Here is a 12,679-nt window from a genome sequence, read left to right on the forward strand (position 1 = left end):
CGACTTGCAACATTCGCGCCAAGCGTCAGGCCGGCGGTCTCGTCGAATCGATCGGCCACGGATCGGCGCCGCTGGCGGCAATAGCGGGACGGGCCGAGCGGCTCGTCGCGCGCCTCCGACGCGGAGAATCGACCGGCCTAGTCGGCGTCGCGTCGCCGTGGGTCCGCGCGCCCTTGCTCTGGCGGATGCCCGGTGCGCCGGGCTCCGAGTCGGCCTTGCGTCGCTCCCGTTCCGGACCCCAAGCCGAGGGCCGTTGCGCGGCGGTCAGCGGCTCGCTCGGCGGGTGCAAACTCTCGTTGAGTCGCTTGGACCACTCGACGCGCTAGGGCATCCGCAATGCGGAGTCGACGATAGGGCCGACATCGGAGTCGGGCGTCGCGACGGTTCCTCGTTCGTGGAAGTCGCGATCGATTCTGTCCCGCCGGCGGTCAGCCCGCGTCGATCCGCACCTCGTGGCCGGTGTCGTCTTCGCAGGCGACCTGGAGGAACTCGGGCGACACGCCCTCCCGGCCCAACACGAGCACCTGGGCGCCCCCCTCGACCTCGAGCGCGGCGAGCTCGCGGCGCTTGCGGTTGTTGAGGTAGTTGGCGACGTCGTCGAGCACGGTGATCGTCACCTTCGCGACGCGCTGGTCGTGGGCGAGCCGCATGACCTTCCGCAGCACGTCGATGGCCATCGCCTCGGTGGCTTTGACGAGGCCGGTCCCCGCGCAGCCCGGGCACTCGCGGTACACGCTGCGCTTGAGGCTCGGGCGGATCCGCTGCCGCGTCATCTCGATGAGGCCGAAGGGGCTGGTGCGGAGGATCTTGGTGCGCGCGCGGTCGCGCTTGACGGCGTCCTTGAGGGTCCGCTCGACGATGCGGCGGTACTTCTCGCGCCGCATGTCGATGAAGTCGTTCACGACCACGCCGCCGAGGTCGCGCAGGCGGAGCTGGCGGGCGATCTCCTTTGCGGCGATCTGGTTGAGCTGGAACGCGGACTCCTCGTGCCCCGCGCTGGAGCGGAAGGAGCCGCTGTTCACGTCGATCGCCACGAGGGCCTCGGTCTGGTCGATCACCAGCGACCCGCCCCCCTTGAGCGGCACGTGGCGGTCGTTGATGCGGGCGATCTCTTGGTCGACGTTGTGCTTGGCGAAGAGGGGCTCCTTGCCCTCGTAGAACTGCAGGCGGTCCACGTAGCGCGGCATCACGACCTTGAGGAAATCGCGAGCGCGCTCGTACGCCGCCTGTTGGTCGATCTGGATCGAGTCGATCTCGGCCGAGAAGATGTCGCGGATCGTGCGGATCACGATGTCCGACTCTTGGTACAGCGCTCCGGGCCCCTCCTGGGCGTTGATCCGCTTGACGATCATCTTCCACAGCCGCAGCAGGTAGGCGAGGTCGCGCGACAGGTCGCGGCGGTTGCGGTCGGCGCCGGCCGTGCGGGCGATGAAGCCGAGGCCCTTCGGCGGGTTCAGCTCGCGGAGGATCGCGCGCAGGCGCTTGCGGGCGTCGTCGTCTTCGATCTTGCGGGACACGCCGATCCGGCCCAGCGCGGGCATCAGCACCAGGTAGCGGCCGGGGATGCTGATGTAGGTCGAGAGGGTCGGCCCCTTCGTGCCGATCCCTTCCTTGATCACCTGCACGACGACCTCGTCGCCGCGGCGGAAGATCTCTTCGATGGGCGGCTTGATCCGCGGCCTCACGCCGGGGCGGCGCTTCTTGGGGCGGGCCTTGGTGGCGACCGGGCCTTGCTCGTCGGCGTCGTCGTCCTCGTCGTCGGCGTCCTCGATGTCGTCGATGTCGTCGTCCGGTTCTTCCTCGGCCTTGGCCTGCGAGCCGTCGCGGCCGATGGGCAGGTCCGGGTCGTAGCCGCCCTGGCGGAAGTACTCGGCCTCGACGTCCGAGATGTGGAGGAAGCCGTTGCGGCCCACGCCGAAGTCGACGAACGCCGCTTGGATGCTCGGCTCGAGGTTGACGATCCGCCCCTTGTAGATGTTGCCAACGTAGTTGTCTTGGCTGGCGCGCTCGGTGTAGAGCTCCTCTAGCACGCCGTCTTCGACGACCGCGATGCGGCACTCCTCTTCTTGGGCGACATTGATCAGCATCTCCGTCTTCATGCGGTGGATTCCGTTTGCGTTGTGTTGCTTGTCGCCGCGCAGGGTTGCGCCGGCGGGTTGTTCGGTGTTGACCGCGGATGGGAAGTGGCCAGTGGCCAATGATCAGCGATCGGTGGCCGATCGCTGGCCGCTGACAACTGGCTACTGACGGCTGGCTTCTCCGTGGTCGAACAGGTTGGTTCGTTTCTAAATCGGTTGGTCCGGCAGCAGCCGGGAAAGCTCCTCCCGGAGGTAGGTCTTCACGTCGCGGGCGCTCTCGAGGGTCAGCACCTTGGCCGCCACCTGCTCGCAGTGCTCCAGCGTGGTGCTGCGGCAGACGCGCTTCACCTCCGGCGCGGCGGAGGGGGTCACGCTCAGCGTGCGGAGGCCGAGGCCGACCAGCAGCATCGTGTACAGCGGGGAGCCGGACATCTGGCCGCAGAGGCTGATCGGCCGCCCGCCGGCGTTCGCGGTGTCGACCGCCATCTTCACCAGGCGGATGACCGCGGGGTCGGAGCTGGTGTACAGGGCGGCGACGTCCTTGTTGCTGCGGTCGACGGCCAGCGTGTACTGCACCAGGTCGTTGGTGCCGATGCTGAAGAAGTCGACCTCGTCGACGAACCGCTCCAACATCACCACGGCCGAGGGGACCTCGACCATCATCCCGACCTGGATGTTGCGGTTGAACGGCGCGCCCTCCTCGTCGAGGTCTTCCATCGCGTCGGCGAGCACCATCCGCGCGCGGCGCAGCTCCATCACGTTGCTGATCAGCGGGAACATGACGCGCACGTCGCCGGTGGTGCTGGCGCGGAGGATCGCGCGGAGCTGCATGCGGAACAGGTCGACGTGCTTCAGCGCCAGGCGGATGCTGCGGAGCCCGAGGAACGGGTTGCGTTCGTCGTCGGGCTTGGGGAACAGCGGCATCTTGTCGGCGCCCAGGTCGAGCGTGCGCATCACGACGGGCCGGTCGCCCATCGCCTCGACGACCTCGCGGTACGCGCGGTAGTGCTCCTCCTCGGTGGGGATGGTGTCGCCCATCAGGAACAAGAACTCCGTCCGGTAGAGGCCGATCCCGTCGAGGCCGCGTTCCAGGCAGAGGGCGGTCTCGGCCGGGAACTCGATGTTCCCCATCAGCTGCACGCACACGCCGTCGAGGGTCTCGCACGGCTTGTCGGAGAGCAGGTCGAGCTTCGCGGCGAGCGAGCGTTGCTCCTCCACCTCGTGGCGGTAGCGGGCGAGGGTCTCCTCGTCGGGCCGCAGGATGACGACGCCCTCGTCGCCGTCGACGATGACGGTCTCGCCGCCGGACACGTCGGACAAGAACGCCCCCGCGCCGACCACCGCGGGGATGCCGAGCCCCTCGGCGACGATCGCCGTGTGGCTGCCGGGCCCGCCGGTCTCGGTGGCGAAGCCGCGGACGAACTCCGGCTTCATCGCCGCGGTCTCGCTCGGCGTGAGGTTGCGCGCGAGCACGAGCACCTCGCCGGAGACCTGCGCCAGCTCCTCGCGCCGCTCGCCGAGCAGGCGGCGGAGCAGCCGCTTCTCGATGTCGAAGATGTCGTTCGCCCGCTCCGCCATGTAGGCGCCCTCGAGCGACTGGAACACCTTCGCGTAGCGGCGCAGCACGCGGCTGACGGAGTACTCGGCCGAGTAATGCCGCTCCCGGATGAGCTCCTCGAGCTCCTTGCGGAGCTTCTGGTCGTTCACCATCTGGGCGTGGGCCGAGAAGATCGATCCGTAGTCTTCGCCGAGCCGGTGAGCGATCCGCTGGCGGCTCTGCTCGATCTCGTCGAGCGTCTCGTCGATGGCCTCGCCCAGCCGCTTGATCTCGTGCTCGACGGCGTCGCGCGGCAAGAAACGCCGGGGGATCCGAAACCCCTCGTTGTCGAGCACCAGCGCCTCGCCGATGGCGACGCCCGGTGAAACGGCGATCCCCTGCAGCCGCAGCATCGCAGGTCCCTCGGCGGCGCCCGCGGGGCGAGCGGGCCGGCCCGGGGCTCGCGCCGCGGCGGCGAGGGCGCGCGGCCGATCTTGGTGATCGGCCACGCGCGACGCCGGCCCGAGGGCGGGGAGGGTCGGCCCGGACGCGGCGTCGTTGTCTCGGCCGAGCGGCCGGCTCACGACGCCCGCGGCGCCGGGTTGGTTCGGTTGTGGTGGTCGCCGTCGGAGGGGCAAACCCTTAGGAGGGTCCGCCGGTCCCGGGGCGTGTTGTGTCGTTGAAGTCGTTCTCGAAGAGTTCCGCGAGGCGCGTGACGGCCGCTTCGGCATCGGGGCCGCGGGCCTCGATAACCAGCTCGGCGCCACACTCGGCGACCAACCCGATCAACTCGAGGATGCTCTTCGCGTCCGCCCGGTGCGGCTCGCAGCGGAGGGTCACCTCCGACACGTACTGCATGGCGGTGCGGGCGACCAGCTCCGCCGGCCGCATGTGCAGCCCGTGCTCTTGCCGAACGGTGACGCGGCGCGTCGCCAGCGGGGGGTCGTCCATGGGGCGCGTCGGGTTCGCCGGGCTTGGGTCATCGAATCGCGCCGGGCGAAGCGGCGGGGCCGCCCGGCAGCGGTTCACGAGCCAAACTGATCCTTGTCCGCGTCCATCAGCAACTGCCACACGTCGTCGGACGTGTTGCTCTGCCGCAGCAGTCGGCAGAACTGGTCGTCGCGTAGCTTCCGCGAGACGTTCTCCAGCGCTCGGAGGTGGTCGCCCGGCCGGTCCGGCGGCGAGACCAGCAAGAACAGGATGTTCACCGGGTCGCCGTCGAGGCTCGAGAACTCGACGCCCCCCTCGCTCACGGCGACCGCCCCGCAGAGCCTCTCGACGCTCGGGTGCTTCGTGTGCGGCACCGCGACGCCGCGGCCGATCCCCGTGCTGCCGAGCTGCTCGCGGTCCAGCACTTTCTGCACGATCCCGTCGTACTGGTCCGAGCCGATCTCGCCCGAGTCGACAAGGGCATGGACCATCTCGCGGATCGCTTCCTCCTTCTGCTTGGCCTCGAGCCGCGGCTTGATCGCTTTCTTGATGATGAAATCGGCAAAGTCCATGGGTTGGCCCGTGGGTCGTATGGTGACAGAGCGGCCGAGCGCGCGGCCGCTGGTGATTTAGGGCGCGGCGGGCTACCGGCGCGGGGCTTGGGTGGCGGCTTGTGTGGTGGCCTAGAAGCTCGGTGGCTGGGGAGCTCGGCGCGGTTTCTCGGCTGGGGCGGCGGAGCTGGGAAAGGGCTGCGGAGCTGGGAAGGCGCGGCGGAGCTGGGAGCGCCGAACGCGTTCAGTCCTCGTCGGCCTCGTCCTCCGCAGGGGGCAGGGTACGCTTGGCTTCGGGGTCGCGGTGGTTCTCGATGATCCGCTCTTTGTACTTGCGTAGCTGCTGGTCCATTTTGTGGACCGCCGACTCCATCGACGTGAGCAGGTTGGGCGTCTGCTCGTGCGCACGGAAGTCGTGTTTGTGCTCGGCCGAAACCAGCAGGTCGACCTTCGGCTTCGAGGCGTCCTGCAGGTCGACGACCACCTCGATCGACGTCAGCCGGTCGAAATGCCGCGTCAGCTTCTCGGCCTTCGCCTTGAGTTTGTCCTGCGTTTCTTCGCTAAGGTGCCCGTGGCGGGCCGTCACCTGGATCTGCACGTTGCTCGTTCTCCTCGCGCTGGGTCGGTGTCGGGTGCACAGCCCGCGGCGACCACGGCCCGGCCCGATCCGAGCGCCGCAGTTTAGCGTCGCGGCCCCGCTCGCGTAACCAGCCCCACGCGCCGGATCCGCATCCGCCGCCGCCGCCCGGTGGCCCGCCTCAGCGAGCAGCCGGACGCAGCTCGGCCTCCGTAATCTGCCGCGACAGCACTTGCAGGGCCCGCGCCCGCTTCCGCATCGTGTCCAGCGGGTCGTACGGGCGGTCGAGCGGCTCGACCGATTCCTCCAGCACCAGGCTCGCTAGCACCCGGGACGCGAGGTCTTCCGACTCGAGGATCGGCAGGATCACGTTGGGCACCGCGCCCCGGGCGAGGGCCTCGGCGTCGGCGCCGACCTCGTCGCGGCTGAAGCCCACGAGCAGCTCGACCAGGTCGCCAGCGGCGGCCGGGCCGTACTTTTCGGCGAAGACCCGTTCGATCTCGGCCATTTTCTCGGTGCTACGGCTCGCCGCTCGTCGCAGCGCGTCGAGGTTCGACCTCCACGCCGCGCTCTCGGACGGCTGGCGGAACGACTCGACGAGCGGCTCGGGGTGGCCCAACGCCAGGCTGGTGCGGCCGGCTAGCGAGCGCACTTCGCGGTACGGCTCGGCGGCCAGCTCCATCAGTTGGGGCCAGACCGGTTTGGCCGGGTCGATCGCTTCGGCGATGGCCGGCGCGGCGAACAGGTCGGGCGGAGAGACCTCCAAGGCCTCGATCCACGAGGGGTCGCCGAAATCGTCGGGCGTGTACGAGTTGCTCTCGCCGGTCACGTACCACTGCTTCGGCTTGCTGATCTTCAGGTCGACCCCCTTTGAGCTCCAGCCGATCGTGCCCGACAGGCCGTGGGCGATGGCGACCAGCGGCTGGGCGGCCTCTTCGGAGAGCTCGCCCGGCTGGAAGAACCGGTCGGCTTCGATCGCCAGCACGGCGCTCGGCCCGAGCGTCGCGCGGTACGTGACGCCGTCGATCACCAGGTCGATCGGCGCGGGCTCCTCGCCCTCTTCGCCCCCTTGCGGCGTGCGGAGCAGCAGCTTGCCGTGCTCCAGGCGGATCCGCGGCGGGGCGCCCTCTTCGGCCCCGGCTTCGGATTCGGCGTTCTCGTCGTTGCTCGGGCCGGTCGCGGGGGTGAGGATCGCTTCGGTCTGGCCCACCAGCTCGGCCGTGATCCGGTCGGTCAGCCGGAACACGGGGCGGTAGGTGGGCGCCGACACGACGTGGGTCGCTTGGCCGATTTCCGCGTCTGGCAAGAGCCGCCGCCAGCGGCCCTCGGCCGTCTCGACCATGGCGAGCGCCGTGGGGGGGCCGACGAATTTGGCCGGCGGGGGCGGTTCGGCTTCTTCGGTCTCGTCGTCCGTGTCGGCCGGCACAGGTTGGGCGGCTTGCTCGCCGGGGGCTCGGGCCGGCGTTTCTCCCGTGGCGGCGGCGCCCGTTTCGCCGGCGCCCGCTTCGCCGGTGATGGGCTGCTCGTCGGCAGGGGGCGTGGGGGTGGTTGGCGTCGGCGCCGGGCCCGGCGGGGCGGCGTTGGCCGCGTCGCTCGGATCGCTCGCGCCGGCCGCGGGCTCCGCTTCCGCGGCGTCGTCATCGGCGGCGCCGGCGGCTTCGTCGGGCTCGGGCTCGGCCGGGGCTTCGTCGGTCGCCGGGTCGACGGCGGCCGGTTCTGCCGTATCGGCTTCGGCCACACGCTGCTGGTCGCGCAACAGGCCGCCGGGACCCAACGCGACGACCAGAGTTACCGCCAAGACCACCAGCGCCGCCAGCGCCGGCGCCCACCGCTTCAGCGCGCTCTCTTCGCGCCGGCGGAGGTAGTCGGGCGCTCTGTCTGCGACGGCCGCGGGCTCTGTCGGTGCGGCCCTGTCCGCCGCGTCGGTGCTGGCCGTGGCGGCGACCGGGACGGGCTCGGTCGCCGCGGCGGGCGGGGCCTCGTGGTCGGGCGGCGGCTGAGGCTGCGTAGCGGCGCGGGCCGCGAGGGCTTCGGCCAGGTCGTCTTTGAGCCGGTGCAGCCGGTTGCGTGTGTCGGGGTCGATCTCCGGCGGCTCGGAGAGGAACATCGCCAGCACGTGGTGGCACGACGCGACCTCCGCCAGCATCAGGTCCGACTCGAAGCACGCCCTCTCGAACTCCGACACGCCTTCCTCGGGCAGCGTGCGGTCGAGGTACTCGGCCACCGTGTTGGGGTCGTCGGCCGAGCCGGTCCCGCCGGTCGGCGGCGCGCCGAGCCGCAGGCGACGCGTCACGTCGCGGGTGCGGTGGACCCACTCGCTGGCGTGCTCGCTGTTTTCGATCTGCCGTCGCAGCTCGGACCTCGCGGGCTCTTCCAGCACGTTGTCGATGTACGAGAGCAGAGTGCGGAGGGTCAGTCGCATGGTCGGTCTCCTCGCTGGCCGAATGGGCCGCCGGTCGATGCCGCGTGGCGGCGGACGTCGCTTCTACCAGGGTTAGTGACGCCCGGCGGCGTGATCCGTGCGAGAAAATCTCACGGGTGCGCGGAAACCCAGCGTGATTCGGTCGCCGGCGCCGTTTGCCCCAAGCGCGCATCCGGATCGCGGCGGGCCACCGAGGGGGCGTGCTTAAGCGTTGCGGCGAAGCGACTTAAGCATTGCTCGGCGCCAAAAGCTTTTGGCTAAGCAACCCGGGCCGCTAGAATGCACGCGGCGCGGGCAGCGGGTTGGTCGCCGCCGCGGTGTTTTTGGCCTCGGGTCTACTCAGGGGAGCGAGTCGCTCACATGCTCACCGCGATCAGCCGCAGCCGCATGCAGCTCGAGGGAGCTTCGCGCGAAGCGGAGGGCTACCTCGAACTCGGCATGCACGACCAAGCGCTGCGTAGCTTGCAGCGGCGGGGGAAGCTCGTGCACGGCGATGGCCACGCTTGTTACTTGATGGGCGAGTGCCTGCGCGAGATGCGGCGCTACCACGAGGCGATCTACCCGCTGCGCCGCAGCGTCGAGCTCGACCCGAAGCCGTGCGAGTCGTGGCTCGCTCTGGGCTGGTGCTACAAGCGGACGGGCCGCCTCGACGAGGCGATCCGCGCCCTCCAGCGGGCCGGCGACTTCGCGCCGGACCAGGCGCTCGTGCAGTACAACCTGGCTTGCTACCACAGCCTCGCCGGCGAGCGGATGGCGGCGCTGCGGCGGTTGAAGCGGGCGTTGGACCTCGACCGGTCGCTCGCGGCCCTCGTGGCCGACGAGCCCGACTTCGACGCGATGCGGGCCGACCCGGCGCTGCGGATGCTGCTCGCCGCGCCGCGTTGAGCCACACGCCGCTGGGCCTCGCCGACGGCGGCGGATTGAACGCTTCGGGCGCTTCCTAGCGCGTGGCACGCAGCGCCCCCGCCGCTCTTAAAAAGCACGACGGGACCTGCCGACCGTGGCCGACAGGTCCCGCCGCACCTAAAGGGGGGCTCGTTGAGCGCGAAGCGGTCGCCGGCCGGGCCGGTGGGGCCGCGTCACGCGGTTGGTTCTACGCGGCGGGTCAGAACTTCCACTCGGCGCCGGCCTGCAAGCCGTGCAGGATGATCGAGTTGTTGGCGTCGATGTGGCCGGCGACCGACGGGTCGACCCACAGGGTGTTCTGGAACTCCTCGACACCAAGGGCCACGCCGCCGATGCCGACGAAGCGGTAGGCGGCCGTCAAGCGGCACCGCGGGCTGATCTGGTAGCCCACGCCGGTGCGGAGCTCGCCCACGTAGCTGACCACAGTGTCGCTGCCCCGGGCGTACGCGGCGCCGCCGCCGTTGGCGTAGCTCACGTACGAGTCGCCGCCGCCGGTGACCCGTTTGGTGACCGACACGCTGTTGCCGTAGATGCCGAAGTTGGAGTCGGCGAAGATGTTCCACCGGCAGCCGATCAGCCAGTTCATGCTGCCGCCGATCTGCAAGCCGACGAGCTCGTTCTCGGCGTCGTAGTCGCTGAAGACGACCGAGTTGTCGTCGGCGGGGAAGCCGCCCTCGTACTCGGTCGGCCAGCCGGCCGGCGGGTCGCCCTGGGTCGGCGAGCCGGCCGCGGTGTCGACCGGGGTCTGCATCCAGTCGAGGCCGAAGCTGTCGTCGATCCGCAGGTACCGCGCACCGCACAGGCCGTTGAAGAAGTAGCGCCGCGGCGGCTTGCACGGGGCACAGGCCGCGGGAGCACAAGCCTGGGGGCCGCACGGGTCACACCCGGCCCCGTACGAGGGGCCGCAGCCGCCGTGGCCCAGGCCGAGCGTCGGCGCGGCGGCCGGCGTGCCGAACCGCCAGAAGTTCAGCTCGAGGTTCTCCATCTGGAAGTACTGCCGCACGCGGACCGCGATGATGCGGACGTCGTTCGCGTAGATGTCGCCGTCGGCCGGGTCGCCCGGGTCGGTGTAGACCGGCCGATCGGCCCAGGTCGCGCCGCCGCCGTCCAGGTCGGTCTGCAGGCCGTTGTAGTTCCACAGCGAGTAGATCCGCTCGGTGGTCGTGGCGCTGACCTCGTCCGGCAGGATCATCGTCGACGAGCTGTTGTCGCCGTCGAGCGCCCAGTAGCCGACCTCCCAAGCGAACGGCTGGCCGCAGCCGCACGCATCGCGCCCGAAGGTGCTCCCGATCCGGATTTCCGCGCCGAACAGGTCTTCGGCCTCGGCTTCGTTGGTGAACATCCAGTCGTCGGCCGGCATCGGGTAGTAGTTGTCGCCGGGCGTGAAGCCGGCGGTGTCGGTCATGTACGCGACGGCCCGCTTGCCGGTGTCGTCGATGCGGTCGAGGTACAGACCGTAGATGCCCACGAAGAACTGCCGCTTCGGCCGCGGCGGCGCCACGTTGCAGGCCGGCGCGGGGGGGCAGTCGTAGCAGCCGGCGCCCGGATCGTAGCCGTACGGAGCGGATGAGTAGCCGCTCTGGTCGTAAGTTGGCTGGCCGCCGTAATCGCCCTGCGAGTCGCCGGCCGGGCCGTGCTGCGGCGTCGGGGAGTACGAATCGCCGTAGTAGGTCGTCGGCGAGGCGGGCATCGTCGCCGCGCCGGAGTAGTCGATAGAGGGTCCGTTGATCAGCGGAGCGCCGTTCGGAGCGCCGTTCGGAGCGCCGTTCGCCGGCGGCGCAACGGCTTCTGCCGCGCGGCTGGACGGCTCGCCCGCCGCTTGGGGCGGCACGGGCAGCTCAGCGGCCTGCGCGACGCGTGGGTAGCCCGGCTGGGCGCCCGGCGCGGAGGGGGCGAATAGCTGCTGCGGCCCCGCGGCCCGGGTGGGCTGGTACGCCGGCGGCGCGAGGGCGGCCTGACCGCCGAAGGCCCCCTGCTGCTGGTTCGTGTACGCGGGAGCCTGCGCCGCGAACGAAGGCTGCTGAGCGGCGTAGGCTGGCGGCTGGGCCGCGTACGCTGGCGGCTGGGCGTAGCCGTAGCTGGCCGGGTAGGACGCGTTCTGGGCGGGGGCCACGGTCGTCGCGACGCTCGCCGAGGCGAGCCCCGCCGCGAAGAAGCGGCCGGCTTTCTTGATACCCTTCATCCGTGTGGGCTCCTGTCGCTCCGTCGTCCGCGACGCCGCCGGGCGGTTACGCGTGTCGGGCTGTGTGTTGGGTCCGCGACGCGCGGCGACGAAAGGCTCGCCTGTCGCACGATCGACGGTTGGGCGCCTCCTGCGCCGCAGCAGTCCGTCCCGCAGACTCAATCGGGCGGCGCGTCCGCTGCGATCGTGCCAAACCGCTCTGCTGGCGCCCCGAAACGGCCGCCCGCGAGCGGTTCGATCGCTACATCCCTCGGCTAGGCCGCAGTCGGCCCCGGCTCGCTAGCCGGCACACCTTGCCAAACGCGTCAGGCTCGGCGGACCAAAACGCCGCTGACGCGTGTGACCGCGCCGCCTGCTTCCAGGCGGCTGAGGCTCGCCAGCACGCGCTCGACCGGCAGCTGCGTGGCGCCCACGAGCGTGTCGATCGAGGTCGGCTCGTCGTTGATGCAGCCCAGCAGCGTGGCCTCGGGTTCGTCCCAGTCGATCGGCGGGGGGTCGGCCGGCGGGGATGCTGCGGGGGCCGCTGCCGGGGTCGGGCGTGCCGCCCGGACCGGCGCGGCGGGCGCGAAGCCGTCGATCTCTTCGAGCACGTCGTCGACCGAGGTGACGAGCTTCGCTCCCTCTTGGATGACGCGGTGGCAGCCGCGTGACTGGGGGCTGTCGATCGGCCCCGGCAGGGCGAACGCGTCGCGCCCTTGCTCGGCCGCGTGCCGCACGGTGATCAACGCGCCGCTACGCTCGGCCGCCTCGATGACCAGAACGCCGAGCGAGAGCCCGCTGATGATGCGGTTGCGTTGCGGGAAGGCGCCGGCCATCGGCGGCATCGGCGGCGGGGCCTCGGCGAGCAACGCGCCGCGCTCGGCGACCCGGTCGGCCAGGCGCGTGTGCTCGGGCGGGTAGATGCGTGAGAGCCCGCCGGCGAGGGCCGCCAGGGTCCGCCCGCCCGCGTCGAGCGCTGCCGTGTGGGCCGCGCCGTCGACGCCCCGCGCCAAGCCGCTGACGACCGTTACGCCGGCGCGTGCGAGTTCCGCGGCGAACGTGGCGGCGCAGCGGAGCCCGTACCGCGTGGCGCGGCGGGTGCCGACGATGGCGACCGCGCGGCGGTCCTCGGCATGGATCGCGCCGCGGCAGTACAGCACCGGCGGCGGGTCGTGGATTTCGCGGAGCCCGGGGGGGTACTCCTCGTCGGCGGGCGTGAGGACCCGCACGCCGTACTGGGCCGCGTCGGCGAGCATCCGGCCGACGGACTCCCGGTCGGGCGCCCGGGCGATCGCTCCGGCGAGCTTCGGGCCGACGCCGCTGACCGCGCCGAGGTCCGCCGCGGCGGCAGACAGCGCCCCGCCGGCGGAGCCGAAGCGGTCGATCAGCTTCTGCCGCATCCGCGGCCCGACGCCCCGCACGGCCGACAGCCGCACCTCGTCCAGCACGTCGGGCGGCAGGTCGGCGTTAGGCGAGGGGCCGGGCATGGACGGCCTGACCCTACCCACCCGGCGGCG

General features: G+C 71.1%; 9 protein-coding genes. 1 reads left to right on the top strand and 8 read right to left on the bottom strand.

Features of this window, described 5'->3' with window-relative positions; genetic code table 11:
* Positions 1–428: 428 nt before the first annotated feature.
* From RIC11_RS15930 to RIC11_RS15955, 6 genes are all read right to left on the bottom strand, one after another.
* Entirely contained in the window at positions 429–2,099 is a 1,671-nt protein-coding gene (locus tag RIC11_RS15930; protein WP_350213056.1) for an Rne/Rng family ribonuclease, read from the bottom strand.
* 186 nt (positions 2,100–2,285) lie between these two features.
* Entirely contained in the window at positions 2,286–4,028 is a 1,743-nt protein-coding gene (ptsP, locus tag RIC11_RS15935) for a phosphoenolpyruvate--protein phosphotransferase (RefSeq protein ID WP_350213058.1), read from the bottom strand.
* 229 nt (positions 4,029–4,257) lie between these two features.
* Positions 4,258–4,566 (bottom strand): HPr family phosphocarrier protein, encoded by a 309-nt coding sequence (locus tag RIC11_RS15940; RefSeq protein WP_350213060.1) that lies wholly within the window; start codon positions 4,564–4,566, stop codon positions 4,258–4,260.
* A gap of 74 nt (positions 4,567–4,640) precedes the next feature.
* Positions 4,641–5,117, bottom strand: a complete 477-nt coding sequence (locus RIC11_RS15945; RefSeq protein WP_350213062.1) for a PTS sugar transporter subunit IIA — start codon at positions 5,115–5,117, stop codon at positions 4,641–4,643.
* Positions 5,118–5,340: 223 nt separating this feature from the next.
* Positions 5,341–5,694: a ribosome hibernation-promoting factor, HPF/YfiA family gene (gene hpf / locus RIC11_RS15950; protein ID WP_350213064.1), complete on the bottom strand. Its 354-nt coding sequence runs from the start codon at positions 5,692–5,694 to the stop codon at positions 5,341–5,343.
* A 160-nt stretch (positions 5,695–5,854) separates the two neighbouring features.
* A complete protein-coding gene (locus RIC11_RS15955; RefSeq protein WP_350213066.1) occupies positions 5,855–8,095 on the bottom strand; it encodes a hypothetical protein in 2,241 nt (746 codons plus the stop codon).
* A 360-nt stretch (positions 8,096–8,455) separates the two neighbouring features.
* Between RIC11_RS15955 and RIC11_RS15960 the strand changes: the two genes are divergently transcribed.
* Positions 8,456–8,980, top strand: coding sequence for a TPR end-of-group domain-containing protein (locus tag RIC11_RS15960; protein WP_350213068.1), 525 nt, complete (start codon positions 8,456–8,458; stop codon positions 8,978–8,980).
* Between the two features lie 220 nt (positions 8,981–9,200).
* On the opposite strand, the gene RIC11_RS15965 is transcribed toward RIC11_RS15960, so the two are convergent.
* Both RIC11_RS15965 and dprA read right to left on the bottom strand, forming a co-directional pair.
* On the bottom strand, positions 9,201–11,183 hold the full coding sequence (locus RIC11_RS15965; protein WP_350213070.1) for a hypothetical protein: 1,983 nt from the start codon (positions 11,181–11,183) through the stop codon (positions 9,201–9,203).
* A gap of 305 nt (positions 11,184–11,488) precedes the next feature.
* The gene (gene dprA / locus RIC11_RS15970) at positions 11,489–12,649 is read right to left on the bottom strand and encodes a DNA-processing protein DprA (protein ID WP_350213072.1); all 1,161 of its coding nucleotides are present in this window, start codon (positions 12,647–12,649) and stop codon (positions 11,489–11,491) included.
* Positions 12,650–12,679: the final 30 nt, after the last annotated feature.

It is taken from the genome of Botrimarina sp., from assembly GCF_040219535.1.
Lineage (GTDB): Bacteria > Planctomycetota > Planctomycetia > Pirellulales > Lacipirellulaceae > Botrimarina.